The organism is Flagellimonas zhangzhouensis, from assembly GCF_900102925.1.
Classification (GTDB): Bacteria; Bacteroidota; Bacteroidia; order Flavobacteriales; family Flavobacteriaceae; genus Flagellimonas; species Flagellimonas zhangzhouensis.
In genome coordinates this window covers 1,032,992-1,049,804 of record NZ_FNKI01000001.1, presented here as the reverse complement: position 1 = coordinate 1,049,804, position 16,813 = coordinate 1,032,992, and the positions used below count along the sequence as shown (strand labels likewise).

Sequence of the window (16,813 nt, the reverse complement as noted above, 5' to 3'; positions counted from 1 at the left end):
GGTTTGATGGTTATTGTGATATAAGGCTCACATCCAAATACACGGAATGCCTCCCATAAGTTTCATAAAATGGTTTGAATGTGATGCCATCAATGGTAAATTCATATGTTGATGGGTCTCCTTGAATGGTTTTCCCTAAATCATTTGCATCCAATGAAATTTTACGCCAATCCGTTCTTGCTTCTGTTTCTTGGGCCACCAACAAGATAGGCCCATAAAAAAGACTGGCAATGTTTTGTTGATCCATGATGGGATCTAAATGAAATTGGAATGGCATTTTGATATCCACTACATCTCCATTTTTCCATTTTCGGTTCAGGGAAAGATAGCTACCTGCTGAAGTTTCAATTTTCTCCTCTTTTCCATTGACTTTCACAAGCACCCCTTTGGTCGCCCATTCAGGAACACGAACTTTCAAATCGAATTTACCCTTTCCACTAATCACTAATTGGGTATGGTCTTCTTTTGGGAATGCGGTTCTTTGATCGACCATAATTCCTTTTTCTTTCCATTCCAATGTTGATGGAACAAAGAGGTTCACATAAAGCTCATTGTTGTCCAAACTTTTAAAATAAATGGAATTCTGAAGCTTGGTGCTACTTTCCAATGCGGTTCCATTGCAACAAGTGAAACCAGTCATATCAGCATTTCCAAATCGTTTTATGGAACCAGGTCGCAAAGGCACGTGATAGGTATTGGCTGGGCTATCGGCTGCTACCGAAGCTAAAATATGGTTGTACAATCCTCGCTCGTAATAGTCCATAAACTCGGTTCGCTGATCAAAAAGGAACAGGTTTTTGGTCAACTTGAGCATATTATAGGTCGCACAGGTTTCATTTTGACCGCCTGATGATAGACCATTTTCATACAAAGTTCCAGGTTGCGCTACAAAACATTCAGCATTGGTGGGATTTCGAGCTCCTGCTACTCCTCCGATGCTATACATATAATCGTTTCGGGCTTTATACCAAAAATTATCCGCAATCTGGTAATATTCAGGTGCATTGGAATCGCGATAAATTTCAAGGGAACCCAATATTTGTGGGATATGTTGATTGGCATGAAGCCCCCTAAACGTATCCACATTACTGGCCAGTCCGTGGGAATGTTCAGCATCGCCAAAAAACATTTTAATGTTATCGAACAACTGCGCTACTTTTAAAAAGTTGGGTTCGCCAGTGATTCGATTCAGTCTAGCCATGGCCTCGTTCATTCCACCAAATTCTCCTGCGATATAAGTATTCCACATTTGAATCAGGGTTTCCGTCGGCAACAAACTCAATCGGGCATAAACCCAATTTCCCATCCCTTCGGCAATTTCCAATGCTTTTTGATTTCCAGTGATCTCATAAATATCCATCAGACCTGCCAATAGTTTATGCAAAGTATAATAGGGCGCCCAAATTTGAGTGGGTTGAGTGCCATATGTAGCTCCATTTTCCAACATAATAAATTGGTCAGGAGGGTAAGCACTGATAAAACCTTTACCCCAATTCCAATAATCAGTTCGAATGCTATTTTCGCTCAAATCGGAATCGAAAGTAGATTTGCCCGGGCCTGGGGGAACTGCAGTGGGGTCGGCAATTGATTCACCTCCCTCTTTAGTTGGACGCCCAGACAATCTAGAAAGTTGATGGAGCACCTCCACCATATAATCCATCTTTTGCTGAAAATTGGATTGTAGATTTTTATCATATCCTGTGCTCGCGTAGGCCTGAGCCAAAGCGGTCAAGTAATGTCCTGTGGCATGACCTCTCAATTTGGTCTCTTGGCTGTCCCAAACCCCTAATGGAATTGCTCCTTCAGGTTGTTCCTGTCCAAAAGCATTACGGAACATGTACAAAAACGAATCTGGATTGGTGTTCGCCAAGGTGTTGATGAACTTATCCCGATTTTCTATGAATTTGGTTTGATATCCATGGGCGTCCATATTTAAGAACACTTGACTCAATGGAAAAACTTCTAAAGTGCGGCTGGGTGTTACAGATGCCTGAGCACCTTTTACCACAACCTTTGCCTTAGGTTTAAAATCGGTTCCCGATACTTTTCCAATGACCTCATATGTCCCTACTTGTGCAACATTGTCGTTATTGGTTGGTGCTGGCCATTGCACTCTAACTTTTGGACCATCAATTCCATTTTTGTAATCACCTAGCACATATCTTGGCAATCTTGGCAAGACACCTACCGTAGTTTCCACGGCAACATCGGATACCCCAACCAAATATTGATTGTACAATTGAGGCTTGTTTGGATCAAATTGTGGTAAGTCGTCCCTTGGTTTTTCTCGTTTCGTAACCGAAGTATTCCCTTTCAAAGCATTGTCACGAATCACTTCAATTTGGGATTCGCTTAAAGGGATTCTATACAATCTGAAATCATGAATGCTTGCATTCAAATAAGAATCACTAGTAGGAATTGACCGCCCCACATATAATTTGTTCTCATGGGTAAACAAATCGTCAAGTTCTACCTCAACTTGTTCAATTTTCTCGATTTGTTTTCCATTGAGATAGGCAAATATTGACTTTGATGGCGCATCAAAAACTAGGGCTAGATGTGCCCATTCATCTTTTGGAATTGACTTATTTGAATTAGAAGTTTTGTAGATTTCATTTCCATCTTTTATCAAATGAAATTGCCCTGATGCCTCTACATAAAAATGGTTTCTGCCATCTTTTCCAAAATCAAAAAGCACTTGATTCTTTTCGGTTGATTTCAAATTGACCCAAGCTGAAATACTCAAAGATTCTTCTCCCTCAACTGCTTCCCCTGGAATGGCAACATAGTTTTGGTTCTCTGCAGATAAGGTAAGTACCTTTTCAAAAGGCTCACTTTTATCAAATTTTATGTTGGAGCCATAAATTCTGGCATGCAACGTATTCCGTGACCAATCCTTAGCATCCCTATCCAAAATGTAGCGGGAAATCATTCCTGTTTCGCCAATGCCATCCAATATCTGGTTACCCTCTTGGGCATGTACAAAGGATAAACAAAATGAAAAGCAACTCAAAATAGTGCCTATGATTAATTTAGTTGGTTTCATGTATTTTTAATTTCTCATTTGACCACATCATCCCGCACTTTCTTTTTTTCAATTAAAGTACTTGAAATCCGTGGGCATATGGATCATCATCATCTATAATGATATTATTGTATCCTGTTACTTGCGCCCACCCTTGAATGCTGGGTACAATGGCCAATGTATCTCCTAAGTTGGTTTCGCCCTCGACCTTACCCACAAATTTGCTGCCGATAAAACTTTCATGAATGTATGACTCTCCCACTTTTAATTTGCCTTTACTGTACAACTGGGCCATTCGAGCCGAAGTTCCCGTGCCGCAAGGGGAGCGGTCTATGGCCTTGTCGCCATAAAAAACTGCATTTCTACCTGATGATGTTGCATCCAATGGTTCCCCCGTCCACATCATATGGCTCACATCGCGAATGGTCGGATTTTCTGGATGGATGAACATATCGGGATATTTCTCGTTGATGGCCTTGCGCACTACCTGCGAAAACAGAATAATTTGTCCCGCAGTGAAATCTTGCAAACCAGAAAAATTCTTTTGAGGGTCAACAATGGCGTAATAATTTCCACCATAGGCCACATCAAAAGTCAATTCTCCCAAACCTGGGCATTCTATGGTCAAGTTTTCGGCAGCCAAGTATGATTTTACATTCACCAATCGCACCCAATCCACCTTTTTTCCCGTTTGCTGGTATTCTATTTCCACCAATCCTGCAGGGGCTTCCATCTTGATTTTACCAGGCGTTTTTGGCGTAATCAATCCCTCCTCAATGGCTACGGTGATGGTTCCAATGGTGCCATGACCGCACATGGGCAAACATCCCGAGGTTTCAATAAAAAGAATGGCAAAGTCATTTTCTGGGTCATGGGGAGAAAGCAAAATACTCCCACTCATCATATCGTGCCCTCGAGGTTCAAACATCAATCCTTTTCTTATCCAGTCATATTCCTTAAGGAAATGCTGGCGTTTCTCACTCATATTGGCTCCCAAAAGATTTGGACCTCCACCTGCAACCACTCGTACTGGATTGCCACAGGTATGTGCATCAACACAAAAAAATGTTTTTCTGGCCACTCGCGTTTCTTTACTTGACTATTTTCTTAAATGTTCTGGCAACAATTCCAATGGGAACGATTGATAACTCACAGGTCGTACCCATCTTTTTATGGCATGGATTCCCACCGCTGTAAACCTCGAATCGGTCGAAGCGGGATAGGGTCCGCCATGTTGCATGGATGGACAAACCTCAACGCCTGTTGGCACACCATTATAAATAATTCGTCCCACTCTATTTTGAAGCGCATCAACAATCTCTGCAATGTCCAAATCATCATTGTCTTCTGCTATCAAAGTACCTGTCAACTGACCCTCTAATTCTTCAATCACTTGAAGTAATTCCGCTTCATCCTTACATTGAACCACCAATGAAAAAGGTCCAAAAACTTCTTGGTGCAATTTGGTGTTTTTCAAAAATTCAGTTCCAGAAACAGTGGCTACTGCAGAAGCGGCATAATTCGGATCTAAATCACCTTTCAATTGGCCAACAATGGCTACTCCATCTTGTGAAGTAACACTTTCGCCTTTGCTCACATAGCCAGATTTGATATTCGGGTGCAGCATACATTGAGCATCCAAAGCGATGGTTTCCTTGGCCAATTCATTTATGAATGCCTCGGTATTTTCATCTTTTATAGTCAACAACAACCCTGGATTGGTACAGAATTGTCCTGTTCCCAAGGTAATGGAACCTGCATAGGTCTTTGCGATATCATTTCCGCGTTTTGCAATCGCATTCGGTGTGATGATGACAGGGTTGATACTTCCCATTTCAGCAAAAACAGGAATTGGCTCTGGTCTTTTGGCCGCTAAATCGAATAACGCACGTCCACCTGTAATACTTCCTGTAAAACCAACGGCTTTTATTTTTGGGTGGCTTACTAAATCCACCCCTGCCTGAATTCCTCCATTGATGCTTGAGAACACCCCTTTTGGCATTCCCGTTTTTTCAGCAGCTTTTACAATGGCCGAAGCGATCAACTCTGAAGTTCCAGCATGCATGGGGTGCGATTTTACCACCACAGGACATCCAGCAGCCAAAGCACTTGCGGTATCCCCTCCTGCAGTTGAGTAGGCCAATGGGAAATTACTGGCCCCAAAAACGGCAATTGGTCCCAAAGGAATCATGGTTTTCCGCAAATCGTCTTTTGGCATTTGTTTTCTATCGGGTTCGGCCGCATCAAAGGTGTTTTCTCTCCAATCTTCGTTGGCCACCAAAGTTGCAAACGACCGCAACTGGTTCATGGTTCTTCCGCGCTCACCAATGGCTCTACCTTCGGGCAAACCTGATTCCATACAATAGGTATCCAACAATTCTTGATCCAAAGCCAAAATTTCATCGGCAATGGCATTCAAAAACTCGGCTCTTTTGTCTCCTGGTAATTTTCGAAACACTTTAAAGGCATCCCATGCCGAAGTCACCGCCAATTCGATTTCTTCAGATGAGGCCTCCACAAAAGTGGTTTCGTTTTGAATATTCAATTTGGGATTGGTGGTCTTGAACTCCACATTCCCCTTTGCACTAAACTCTCCTGCTATACAGTTTTTACCTGTAATCATGCTAAACTTGTTAAATTTTTATAATCTGGAAGAACGGGTCTGTTTTTCATGGCGTTGTCAATCACACCCAATACCCGTTCGCGTTCTGCTCCTTGCAATGGCAAACGAGGTGCTCTTACATGCTCTGTTCCAATTCCCGTAGCTACCTCAGCCAATTTAATGTTCTGTACCAATTGTGGGTTAATGTCCAACTCTAACAATGGAATAAACCACTTATAAATTTCGAGGGCTTCTTGGATTCTCCCCGCTTTTACCAATTCGTAGATGGCAACGGTCTCGGCAGGATAAGCACAAACAAGTCCTGCTACCCATCCATCGGCACCGACCACCAAACTTTCCATTCCGAGGGTATCCACTCCAGTGAAGACTTTTAAACGGTCTCCAAAACGGTTTTGGAAACGAATCACATTGGTGATATCCCTTGTAGATTCTTTGATGGCCTGAATGTTTTCACACTCCAAAAGTTCTTCCATCATATCCAGGGTGACTTCGATTTTATAATCCACTGGGTTGTTATAAATCATAATGGGTAAGGAAACGCTATTGGCAATGGCCTTAAAATAGGTCACAGTTTCATAATCTGTTGCCTTGTATCGCATCGGAGGAAGCACCATCAAACCTTTGGCACCCACCTTTTCGGCGTTTTGGGCCACTTCGATGGCTTCTTTGGTGCTCTGCTCGGCTATATTGATGATGACAGGAACTTTTCCCTCCACAATATCCAAAGAGGTTTTGATCAAAATTTCTTTTTCCTTTTTGGTCAACGTACTGGCCTCACCCAAGGTACCACCTAAAATAATACCGTTAACCCCAGCGTCCAATTGCGCTTTGATGTTCTTTTCGAACATGACCAAGTCCAGTTCGTCCTCACTTGTAAATTTTGTGGTTACGGCTGGCATAACCCCTTCCCATGTAATCATGATGTTATCTATTTTACTACAAAAATAGGGGACGAAACCCCAGAAATGCCGCCTTTTATTAGCTCATATTGATACTATATTACCCCAAAAATTGAATTTGATTGTTTTTGTGATGATATTTGTATAATCAATGAAAGTACTTCCGTTTAAAATTCCGAAACCCAGTGATGAGGCCTTGGTCTACCAAATAGACCATGAACGAATATTTTATGACCATTTGCACCAACATGAGGAAATACAGATCAGTTACATTGCCAAGGGTTCTGGATCGTTGGTCGTGGCTGATTCAATCTCTGATTACCAAGAGGGGGATGTATTGGTGATCGGTGGGTTTGTGCCCCATGCTTTTAAGAGTGATGCCTCGGCTTCTTCCAAATCCATTATGCATACCTTATTTTTTGACATCAATTCTTTTGGAAAGGATTTTTTTGGCATCACCGATCTTGCTTCGACCAAAGAGTTCTTTAAAAAATCGGAATTGGGTATTCGGGTGGTCTCGAACAAAGATGTAATTATTGATGCTTTTCAAAAGTTGAAATCACAGAACAAGGTAGAGCAAATTGCCACCTTGTTATTGGTGATCAGTGAAATCTTGAAAGCGGAGACCCAACCTTTGTCTTCCTTTGTGTACCGAAAAACATTTTCGGACGATGAGGGTAAACGCATGAACGATGTTTTTAAACACGCCATGGAAAAATTCAACGAACCCATAGAACTGGATGAAATTGCACAAGTCGCCAATATGAGCAAGAATGCTTTTTGCCGATATTTTAAAAGACGTACCAACAAAACCTTTTTCCAGTTCCTAATCGAAATTCGGATTGAAAATGCCTGCAAGCTTATTTTAAGTCAGCCTGAACTGGCGATTTCGGCAGTTTCCGACCAATGTGGCTTTAATAACATTGCCAATTTCAATAGAAAATTCAAGGCGTTGAAAGGCTGCTCTCCAACACAGTTTCGCAGTATGTTTTAGCTATCCTTATTCACCAATTCCAAGGCTTTTTCGAGCACCTCGTCCCTTCCCTCTTTTAATCCTTGGATGGTCGGGCGTACCTCAACATCCACTTTTACCCCTTTGCGTTGGGTCTCGGTACCATCGGGATAAAAAATGCCAATCCCAGAAATGGAAGTTTTAATGCCCCCTCCCAATTCCAAGCGGGACACATTGCCATCGGCACCTGCAGTTTGACTCCCAACGGTTACCACATTGTCGGCTGTTTGCAAGGCCATAGTAGTAAACTCCGCATGGCTTTGGGTAATTTCATTCACTAAAAGCACAACTTTCCCTGAATAATTTTCCTTGTTTTTAAAACTTCCACACTGCATACCATCACGCCATTTGAACTTCCCTGGATAATCGAGATCAGGATACGTTACCTTGAAAAAATCCCTTCGCTCTGGAACTAAATAATGAGCAATATAGTACATGGTACCTTTTGGGTAGTTTCTAATATCAAAAATGATGGCCTTAGTGTCTTTAAAGTTTTCCATCATATCTTTAACATCTTTCCTTTCCAACTTACCCATGTTTACATAACCAATACTATCATGAATAATTTCCCAACTTCTTAAGTCATTAGGTTTTGACCTTAATGCGTCCACGTCAAAATATTCAACCTTTGCTTCTTTAATTTGATTACCTCTTAGAACTTTGACTTTACGTGACGACTTTTTTGTTGATCTTACAAATCTATATTTTAAAGTACGATTCTTCGCTGCCTCATTGGATCCCCAAACCAATGATTTGTTATCTTCCATAAGTTCTTGAACTGGTATTTCGTCAAATGCTAAAATGACATCTCCTTTTTTTAATGGACAATTAAATTTTAAGGAATCCTTATAGAAGCCACTGACAACCAATTTATCGTTAAAAATTTCAGTTTTAAATGCGGGCCAAAAATACGTTTTTGGGTCTGTAGGTGCTCTAAACCAACCATGAGAGTCATCAATCCTCACTACCAATTTCTGTATCGCTTCATGAAACTCCTTTTCGGTGGAGGAGGATTGCAATTGAGGAATGGTAGTAAGCAACACTTCATCCCAAGGTTGGTCGGTTTGGTATTTGTAAGGGAAAAAATATTCCACAATGTTCCAATATTTAAAAGCAATCAACAACCTCATATTTGGGTTAGTCCAATCCAAATCCTTGTATTCGGGTTCATTTTTTAAGGTAATGTTGCCCACTTGTTTATATTGGGAATACACGTAATGGTTTTTTCCTTGAAATCGGTTTTGCTCAATAAACTTTAGTTTATCGCTTAATTCTGGGGTAAAAACTTCGCCGTCATCAAACCAGGAGAGGTCAAAATTTTTATCAAAATAGTCTTGATCTGAGTTCTTTGCGCATTTTTTACAAATGGGAATTTCTCCCAAGTCTTCTATCCAATCCAAATAGATTTTGGAAAGATCTTCTTTGTTTTGGGCCTGTTCCACTTTCGGAAGCACTTCCAGCAGTTGTTCATCCCAATTGAATTTACCCTTGGCAACTTGTGGATGGTAGTATTTTAAAAATCCCCAGATTTTTGCAGTAGAAGCAAGTTTTTGTGTTTCATTGAGTTGTGGGGCATGTGCAAGACATACGGATTGCGTCAATAACAACCCGAACAGGAAGACAATTTTGTTCACCATGATAATTTGATTAGCGTTTGGATTTCAATATAACCCTCATTCTTTCAGACTGATATATTCCCAACCCATATTTAAGAAGATTTAACGCAAATAAAGCCAATTTTAAGTAAGCTTTAATATTTGATACTGAACCAAATAGCAAAAAGTCCATCATATTTCAAAAATCATTCAAAAACGTTACAAAAAACATAAAACCCAGTATAATTGGGATTTACGGATTACTTGCCTTACCTTTGTACTGCGATGAAAATCAAACTCCACGAGAGAAAAAATTGTCGAATCCTAAGTTTTAACTATCTGGTATTCCGTAACCAGCCAGATAAGTTCATTCCGCCTACCTTTTAATCAATTTCCCTTGAAGAGGGAATTGTTACCCATGGGAAATTAGGGATTTTCTATTCCGTGATTTTTCCATCCCACTGTTTTTACCCATAATCTAAACACAACAATTATTATCGTCCAAGACAAAAGCATGGTCATCAAAACCTACGATGCCTATACACGACTTTCAACCCTAGAAGCCAATCGGTTCGCCAATTTTCTTTTTGAACATCAAGAGGGAAAAAAAGCGACCAAACAAGCCATTCGAAAGGCCATTCAATATTCAACCAAGGAAATTCCTGGATTGGGGGGCTACGTTTTTTCTATGGAGGACAAAGATGATATTCTCGGCCTTGCCGTGGTGAACAAAACAGGAATGGGGGACTATATCCCTGAAAACTTTTTGGTCTTTTTTGTGGTACATCGCAACTATCGTGACCAAGGTATCGAACAAAAATTACTGGAGTACACGCTTCAATATTGTAAAGGGGATGTTGCTATTCATATTACCAGCGAAAACCAATGCCCCAACAAGCAATTTTTTGAAGCCTACGGGTTCAACGTAACCCACACCGAAATGAGATTGAACAGATAAACCATTATATGCTAAAAATTGAAGTAAAACCAGGAGAAAGTATCGAACGCGCCCTGAAGCGTTACAAACGAAAGTACAGAAATACCAAACGTTTGGACCAAATCAGGGATAGGCAGGAGTTTACCAAAAAATCCGTGGCAAAAAGAAAAACACTTAAAAAAGCACAATACAAAGAACAGTTCCTGAACGATCAGGACAATATTTAATAATCAAAAACTCTATTATCAACAACAAAATGAAACTTTCAAAAATTAAAAGGGAAACCAAATATGAAAAACGCTACAGTGTTACCATGGGGGAACTGACTACCCAGGTAACCTACATAAAGCAGTACATTCTGGGCCTCCCTTTCCGTACGTTGCACAAGTACCGTGAGACCTACTACGGAGAGGTAAAGGATTGCGCAGATTGTAATTTGTTTGTTTGAAATAATTGATCACCCTTTAAAATTTTAAAATGAAAGTACTAGTTATTGGTGCAGGTAACATGGGACTTACCTATGCCACAGGAATGTCTAAATCCAAATTGCTGAAAAAGCGCAATATCATGGTTTTGGACAAATCAAAAGAAAAATTGGAAGAAGTGGGCAAACTCGCCCATTTCGATGCCATGGATAAATTGGAAGATTGCGTACCGCAAGCCGACATTATCTTTTTGGCCGTGAAACCCTATCACGCAGAAGATCTCTTCCAACGCATGAAAAAATTGGTGAACCCAGAGCAATTGTTCATTTCCATAATGGCAGGGGTCACCATCAACTATATCCAAGAATCACTTGGCATTCAGAAAGTGGTTAGAGCCATGCCCAATTTGCCCGCACAGGTTGGCAAGGGATTGACCAGTTATGTGTCTTCCGACGAAGTTTCCCGTTTGGAACTTTTTATGGTGGAAGGACTGCTGGACACCACTGGAAAATCACTCCGCGTTAAAAATGAAAAATACATTGATGCCTCTACGGGTATTTCTGGTAGTGGACCAGCTTATGTGTTCTATTTTATGCAGAGTATGATGGAGGCTGCCCTACAAATGGGCTTTTCCGAGAACGTATCCAAAGTTTTGGTGAGCCAAACCTTTACGGGTGCCGTGGAGCTCTTCAACCAGAACAATCTTACCCCCGACACTTGGATGGAAAGAGTGGCCTCCAAGGGCGGAACTACCCGAGCAGCTTTGGACTCGATGGAAGACAACAACGTAAACGAATTAATAAAAGAAGCGGCATTTGCTGCTTTTAACAGAGCCGTAGAACTAGGCGAAGAATACTAAATCATGTATAAAGAACTCGTGGTCATCAAGGTAGGAACCAATGTGATGACCAACAAAGACAACAGAATAGTACGACCCGTGCTCAACGGTTTGGTGCAACAAATTGCCGAATTGTACGAGCGTGATATTATGACCATTTTGGTCTCTTCGGGATCGGTAATTGCAGGTAAAGAAGTATTGGGAAAATCTAAAATTAAGGACAAGACCCAACGCAGACAGGTGTATTCATCCATTGGTCAACCAAGAATGATGCGCCATTACTATAACATTTTTAATGATTATGGTATGAAATGCGCCCAGGTACTTCCTACGAAAAGGGATTTTAATCCTGGAGTACACCGCGACAACATGATCAATTGTTTGGAAGGCTTGTTATCCGAAGGAGTAATTCCGATTGCCAACGAGGATGATGCTGTATCCGTATCCATGTCCATGTTTTCAGACAATGACGAATTGGCCACCCTTTTGGCCGAGTTGATGAATGCGGACAAATTGATCTTAATGACCGATATCGACGGTTTATACGATGGACACCCTGACAAAGCTGATTCAAAGGTTATTGAAAAAGTGGAGCCAAGGGAAGATTTGGACAAGTACATTGAAGAAGGAAACAAAGAAGAAGGCGAAGGCCGAGGAGGAATGGGTTCTAAATTGAACTATGCCCAAAAGGCAGCCGCCAACAACATTCCATCTTACATTGTAAATGGAAAAAAAGAAAACGTAATCATAGATATTGTAGAAGGAAAGAAAGTGGGAACCGAAGTTTCCCTTTAAAATGACAGAAATGAAATTACTAAAGACAGAAATAAAAAACCAAGTATTAAAAGATATGGAGCACATTCTCGATACAAATCGGGAGGAGCTGCTCCAGGCCAATCAAAAAGATCTTGATGCCTTTAATCGAGATGACCAAGCATTGTACGATCGCTTGATCGTGAACGATAAAAAGGTAGATCAGATGATTCAGGCCGTAAAAGAAGTTCGATTACAGGAAGACCCTGTAAGCAAAGAAATATCAACCCGAAATCTGGACAACGGGTTAAAGATCATCAACAAAACGGCTCCTTTCGGAACCATTATGATCATTTACGAATCCCGACCCGATGTTACGGTCGAAGCTGCCGTACTTGCCTTTAAGGCCAACAACAAAATTTTACTCAAAGGAGGTAAAGAAGCTTATCACAGTAACAAAGCTTTGGTAAAGTTTTGGCACCAAGCCTTGGAACAAAATGGACTTTCGGAAGATTTTATCCAGTTTTTGGAAATGGACAGAACCCAGACCCAAGAATTTTTGAAAAATCCAGATCAAGATCTGGACTTGATCGTACCAAGAGGTGGTGAACGTTTGATCGCTTTTGTTAAAGAGCATGCAAAATGTGCTGTATTGGTGAGTGGTAGAGGAAACAATTTCCTATATGTGCACAAAGAGGCCGATTGGAAAAAGAGTTTGGAGGTGATCGTAAATGCGAAGACCCACAAGATATCTGCCTGTAATGCTTTGGACAAAGTTTTGCTCGATACTCAAATTGAGGGTTATGAAGCAAAATTGGTAGAACTTAAAAACCTTTTGTCCGAAAAAGGAGTATCCATTTTAGTGGATGAGAAGGTGAAAAATGTGCTTACCGATGAGGAAACCATTACCGATGATTCAGTTTGGCAAGAAGAATTTTTGGCTATGAAATGTGTAATCGGTGCCGTGGACAATCTGGATGAGGCCATCATCAAAATCAATAAAAATTCTGGTGGACATTCAGCCTCCATCATGACAGAGAACAACAGCGTGGCCCAAACCTTTATGGAAAATGTGGATTGTGCGGCCGTATACCAAAATGCATCGACCCGTTTTACCGACGGTGGACAAATGGGCGTTGGGGCAGAATTGGCCATTAGTACCGATAAATTGCACCACAGAGGTCCATTGGGACTTAAACAATTGGTCACCAACAAATACTATGTATTTGGCGACGGACAGATCAGGGTATAAATCCCTATCAACATACAACTTAAAAGGAGGCCAAACGGTCTCCTTTTTTTGTGCATTATGCCGACCTTATTAAGAATCTTTTCAAAAAAAGACCTTAAGGGTTGATTTAATGATAAATTATAACTGATTTATTGGTCAATTTTTAATAAAATCTCTAGCTTTAGTATTCAAAATATATAAGCATGGGAAAATTTGAGATTAAAACGGATAAAGCTGGCAAGTTCAGGTTTAATTTAAAGGCTGGTAACGGTCAAGTTATTTTAAGCAGTCAAGGCTACACCACCAAAGCTGCCTGTGAAAACGGCGTAGAGTCGGTAAAAAAACACTCACAGGACGATGGTAACTTTGAAAGACTAACTGCCAAGGATGGAAGTCCGTATTTTAACCTAAAAGCATCCAACGGCCAAGTAATTGGCAATAGCGAGATGTATTCCAGCGTATCCGCCATGGAAAACGGCGTAGCTTCCGTTAAAAAAAATGCTCCCGATGCTTCTGTTGAAGAAGTTTCGGAATAAACCTATCCATTAATTAAAAAAAGCAGCTTGAAAAGGCTGCTTTTTTGTTTTAGCGCATTTATAAATTTCGCTTTCCTTTTCGCTAAATATTGAATTCCAATTTTACTCCACCAATTCAAATAGGGCATCCGTTGGTTGAAAACACCCATCCGTGAATTCAGCTCAAATTATTCCAAAGGATCATTATATGTTTGAAGTGCAATTACGCGTTGAACTAAATTGAAAAGCAAGATCAATTTTAACGCATGCACATATAGCAATTCACTTTAACGACTGTTAGTCATAAAAGTGTTTAGTTTAGTTGAGGTTTCCGTTACGCCAAGGGATTAGCAAAGTCCCTTGGTAGTAATGGTTTTTTTGTTTCCGCACCTATTAAATTTCTATTCCAGTAAGATTTTTCAACCTCCAAAACGCGATACATAAACTCAATTTGCCTATCCGTCAACTCAAAACCCCCATCCGTTCATTCACTCCTTATTTACATGTTTTAATGTATTCAATTTGTCAATTCCAAACGGAAAAATAGATCTCAAAACAAGATACAATGAAACATAAAATGAATCTTTTGAATAAACTAGGAATGTGTTTATTGTTCCTACTTCTTTGCAACAAAATCTATTCACAATCCTATGTTGGGTTTTTGGAGGATAATTACAGTGGTGTTCACAGTGTAATATCCAACCCAGCCAACATTGCAGACTCAAGATTAAAAACAGATATCAATTTAGTGGGTATTAGTGCCCTGTACGGAAATGATTATTTAGGATTCAATCTGGGAGATGCCTTTAAAAACTTTGGAGATACTTTCGATACTGCCAATACGTATCCTTCCGACGATAACTTTTTAGCCCTGAATATTGATGTGATGGGACCATCGGTTATGTTGAGCATGAGTGAAAAGCATTCTTTGGCCGTTTTCACTCGTGGTCGTGGCTTCTTCAATTTGAATGAAGTCAACGGTAATGTCCTGAAAAAAGAAGGAGGTTTTGATGAAGATGAGGATTTTTTCTTGGAAGAAGACAACGTTTATGGCTCCTTTAGTGGTTGGGCAGAACTTGGTGTTAGTTATGCTCGGGTACTTTACAACCAAGAGGAACATTTTATCAAGGGTGGAGCTTCTTTAAAACTATTACAGAACATCGGCAATGTATATGCTTATGGAGAAGATATTTCTTTCGACTACAATTCAAACACCAGAGAAGTTACCACAACTGGGTATTTACATCATGGTAATACAGGTGAAGTAAATGAGGAAGGCAATTTTGGAGACGCCTTCGGTTCTAGAAACGGAACTGGAATAGGTGCAGACTTAGGTGTTGTTTACGAATGGCGACCAGAATATGACAACTTCAAAAAACTGAAGGGAAATGGTACTTCCATAACCAATCGTGGTGTAAACAAATACAAAGTAAAACTTGGACTTTCCGTAACCGACATCGGTAGAATAACCGACATTGTAGGTAGGGACCGTTTATACGATCTGAACACAACCCAGAGTATCGATAATTTTGATGGCGATGTGCTCGAAGAAGCCTTATTGGACAACTTCGAAATGATTTCCGAAAAAGATTCCAAAAATTACGCCCTGCCAACGGCACTCCATTTTAATGCAGATTATAGCATCAACTCCAAATTCTATGTAAACCTGAACACCGATTTCTCCCTAACAGCAAAAAATGCGGTAAATACAGGTGGCATTCTTAACCAATACAGACTTACTCCTCGTTTTGAAAGCACCTGGTTGGCATTTTATTCTCCAATCAGCATCATCCAAGAAGTTGGTTTTATGTGGGGAGCTGGCTTACGACTAGGGCCACTGTATATGGGTTCTGGTTCCGTACTTTCTTCCTTGGTAGGTAAGGAAACCAAAGGTTTAGATCTTTACGCTGGACTTAAGGTACCTATTTATCAAAACAATTTAAAAGACAAGGACAACGATGGCATTGTAAACAAGGAAGATGCCTGTCCAGATATTCCAGGTCCCGTGGAAAACCAAGGATGTCCTTGGCCCGATACCGATAAAGATGGTGTATTGGATAAAGACGATGCCTGTCCTGACATTTCAGGACCAAAAGAAAACAAAGGGTGCCCATGGCCTGATACTGATAATGATGGTATTTTGGACAAAGACGATCATTGCCCTTCCGAAGCAGGTTTACCTAAATTCAATGGTTGCCCAGATACCGACGGGGATGGTTTGGCAGATAAAGACGACCGCTGTCCACAAATTCCTGGAAGTTTGGAAAACAAAGGATGCCCCGATACCGATGGTGATGGATTGGTTGATTTGGATGATTTGTGTCCAAATGTACCAGGACCTATTAACAACAACGGATGCCCAGAAGTAACAATAGAAGTTCAAAAACAGTTGAACGATTATGCCAAGACCATTTTGTTCGATACTGGTAAAGCCACCATTAAAACCGAGTCGGTATCCACCATGGTCGATATCATCCAAATTTTAAACGAATATCCAAACGCCAAATTTACTGTGGAAGGCCATACCGATAGTGTGGGCAGTAGCAGTAGCAACCAAAGGTTGTCCGAAGCTAGGGCAAATTCAGTAAGGGATTTCTTGATCAATGAAGGAGTGGCTGGCAATCGTTTAATCGCTATCGGTTATGGAGAGGAAAAACCCATTGCATCCAACACTACCAAAATAGGAAGAACCCAAAACCGAAGAGTGGAAATTAACCTGATCAAATAACCATCCTACTATTTTCAACAATAAAATCTGAAGAACAATAAGGTTTGGTGTAACTCCTAAGTTCATAAGATTCAGGATGGTTTGGGCCGCCAAAATTGGTGGCCCATTTTATTTCCAAGGATTAAAAACAAGCTATTTTATAAAGATTTTACTTACAATTTAACATTTTTACTCAATCCGCATCCATAAACTCAAAATGGGCATTCGTCAATTGTAACCCCCCATAGGTGAA

At 40.5% G+C, this 16,813-nt stretch carries 14 protein-coding genes; 9 read left to right on the top strand and 5 right to left on the bottom strand.

Translation table 11 applies throughout. The annotated features are described in order from the left end of the window. Positions 1 to 10: 10 nt before the first annotated feature. The 4 genes from BLQ18_RS04580 to BLQ18_RS04565 are packed head-to-tail and all read right to left on the bottom strand — an operon-like array spanning position 11 to position 6,568. Positions 11 to 3,046, bottom strand: a complete 3,036-nt coding sequence (locus BLQ18_RS04580; RefSeq protein ID WP_090293147.1) for a beta-L-arabinofuranosidase domain-containing protein — start codon at positions 3,044 to 3,046, stop codon at positions 11 to 13. 52 nt (positions 3,047 to 3,098) lie between these two features. Beyond that, positions 3,099 to 4,106: a 4-hydroxyproline epimerase gene (locus tag BLQ18_RS04575; protein WP_090293144.1), complete on the bottom strand. Its 1,008-nt coding sequence runs from the start codon at positions 4,104 to 4,106 to the stop codon at positions 3,099 to 3,101. 18 nt (positions 4,107 to 4,124) lie between these two features. Next, positions 4,125 to 5,648: an aldehyde dehydrogenase (NADP(+)) gene (locus BLQ18_RS04570; RefSeq protein WP_090293142.1), complete on the bottom strand. Its 1,524-nt coding sequence runs from the start codon at positions 5,646 to 5,648 to the stop codon at positions 4,125 to 4,127. After that, positions 5,645 to 6,568 carry a dihydrodipicolinate synthase family protein gene (locus BLQ18_RS04565; RefSeq protein ID WP_090293140.1) on the bottom strand — a complete coding sequence of 308 codons (924 nt, stop codon included), beginning with the start codon at positions 6,566 to 6,568 and terminating at the stop codon, positions 5,645 to 5,647. The genes BLQ18_RS04570 and BLQ18_RS04565 overlap by 4 nt, the downstream gene beginning before the upstream one ends. A 130-nt stretch (positions 6,569 to 6,698) precedes the next feature. Here BLQ18_RS04565 and BLQ18_RS04560 point away from each other — a divergent pair, with 130 nt between their 5' ends. After that, positions 6,699 to 7,541, top strand: a complete 843-nt coding sequence (locus tag BLQ18_RS04560; protein ID WP_090293139.1) for an AraC family transcriptional regulator — start codon at positions 6,699 to 6,701, stop codon at positions 7,539 to 7,541. Here BLQ18_RS04560 and BLQ18_RS04555 read toward each other — a convergent pair. Next, complete coding sequence (locus tag BLQ18_RS04555) at positions 7,538 to 9,196, bottom strand: S41 family peptidase (protein ID WP_090293137.1); 1,659 nt, start codon at positions 9,194 to 9,196, stop codon at positions 7,538 to 7,540. The genes BLQ18_RS04560 and BLQ18_RS04555 overlap by 4 nt on opposite strands. 472 nt (positions 9,197 to 9,668) lie before the next feature. Here BLQ18_RS04555 and BLQ18_RS04550 point away from each other — a divergent pair, with 472 nt between their 5' ends. From BLQ18_RS04550 to BLQ18_RS04515, 8 genes are all read left to right on the top strand, one after another. Next, the gene (locus BLQ18_RS04550) at positions 9,669 to 10,112 is read left to right on the top strand and encodes a GNAT family N-acetyltransferase (RefSeq protein WP_090293134.1); all 444 of its coding nucleotides are present in this window, start codon (positions 9,669 to 9,671) and stop codon (positions 10,110 to 10,112) included. An 8-nt stretch (positions 10,113 to 10,120) separates the two neighbouring features. Continuing rightward, positions 10,121 to 10,318 (top strand): 30S ribosomal protein S21, encoded by a 198-nt coding sequence (gene rpsU / locus BLQ18_RS04545; protein WP_090293132.1) that lies wholly within the window; start codon positions 10,121 to 10,123, stop codon positions 10,316 to 10,318. Positions 10,319 to 10,347: 29 nt separating this feature from the next. Next, positions 10,348 to 10,539: a hypothetical protein gene (locus BLQ18_RS04540; protein ID WP_090293130.1), complete on the top strand. Its 192-nt coding sequence runs from the start codon at positions 10,348 to 10,350 to the stop codon at positions 10,537 to 10,539. Positions 10,540 to 10,568: 29 nt separating this feature from the next. Further along, on the top strand, positions 10,569 to 11,375 hold the full coding sequence (gene proC, locus BLQ18_RS04535) for a pyrroline-5-carboxylate reductase (protein WP_090293127.1): 807 nt from the start codon (positions 10,569 to 10,571) through the stop codon (positions 11,373 to 11,375). Between the two features lie 3 nt (positions 11,376 to 11,378). After that, positions 11,379 to 12,149 carry a glutamate 5-kinase gene (gene proB, locus BLQ18_RS04530; RefSeq protein WP_090293124.1) on the top strand — a complete coding sequence of 257 codons (771 nt, stop codon included), beginning with the start codon at positions 11,379 to 11,381 and terminating at the stop codon, positions 12,147 to 12,149. A gap of 10 nt (positions 12,150 to 12,159) precedes the next feature. Beyond that, positions 12,160 to 13,359 (top strand): glutamate-5-semialdehyde dehydrogenase, encoded by a 1,200-nt coding sequence (locus tag BLQ18_RS04525; protein WP_090293670.1) that lies wholly within the window; start codon positions 12,160 to 12,162, stop codon positions 13,357 to 13,359. Between the two features lie 182 nt (positions 13,360 to 13,541). After that, the gene (locus BLQ18_RS04520) at positions 13,542 to 13,874 is read left to right on the top strand and encodes a YegP family protein (protein ID WP_090293122.1); all 333 of its coding nucleotides are present in this window, start codon (positions 13,542 to 13,544) and stop codon (positions 13,872 to 13,874) included. A gap of 544 nt (positions 13,875 to 14,418) precedes the next feature. After that, positions 14,419 to 16,581 carry an OmpA family protein gene (locus BLQ18_RS04515; protein WP_245668064.1) on the top strand — a complete coding sequence of 721 codons (2,163 nt, stop codon included), beginning with the start codon at positions 14,419 to 14,421 and terminating at the stop codon, positions 16,579 to 16,581. The last annotated feature ends 232 nt before the right edge of the window (positions 16,582 to 16,813 follow it).

Coding starts and splice junctions, on each gene's coding strand:
- BLQ18_RS04525 (WP_090293670.1), top strand. CDS start 12,160: ATGAAATTACTAAAGACAGAAATAAAAAACCAAGTATTAAAAGATATG.
- BLQ18_RS04520 (WP_090293122.1), top strand. CDS start 13,542: ATGGGAAAATTTGAGATTAAAACGGATAAAGCTGGCAAGTTCAGGTTT.
- BLQ18_RS04555 (WP_090293137.1), bottom strand. CDS start 9,196: ATGGTGAACAAAATTGTCTTCCTGTTCGGGTTGTTATTGACGCAATCC.
- BLQ18_RS04570 (WP_090293142.1), bottom strand. CDS start 5,648: ATGATTACAGGTAAAAACTGTATAGCAGGAGAGTTTAGTGCAAAGGGG.
- proB (WP_090293124.1), top strand. CDS start 11,379: ATGTATAAAGAACTCGTGGTCATCAAGGTAGGAACCAATGTGATGACC.
- BLQ18_RS04560 (WP_090293139.1), top strand. CDS start 6,699: ATGAAAGTACTTCCGTTTAAAATTCCGAAACCCAGTGATGAGGCCTTG.
- rpsU (WP_090293132.1), top strand. CDS start 10,121: ATGCTAAAAATTGAAGTAAAACCAGGAGAAAGTATCGAACGCGCCCTG.
- BLQ18_RS04580 (WP_090293147.1), bottom strand. CDS start 3,046: ATGAAACCAACTAAATTAATCATAGGCACTATTTTGAGTTGCTTTTCA.
- proC (WP_090293127.1), top strand. CDS start 10,569: ATGAAAGTACTAGTTATTGGTGCAGGTAACATGGGACTTACCTATGCC.
- BLQ18_RS04565 (WP_090293140.1), bottom strand. CDS start 6,568: ATGATTACATGGGAAGGGGTTATGCCAGCCGTAACCACAAAATTTACA.
- BLQ18_RS04515 (WP_245668064.1), top strand. CDS start 14,419: ATGAAACATAAAATGAATCTTTTGAATAAACTAGGAATGTGTTTATTG.
- BLQ18_RS04550 (WP_090293134.1), top strand. CDS start 9,669: ATGGTCATCAAAACCTACGATGCCTATACACGACTTTCAACCCTAGAA.
- BLQ18_RS04540 (WP_090293130.1), top strand. CDS start 10,348: ATGAAACTTTCAAAAATTAAAAGGGAAACCAAATATGAAAAACGCTAC.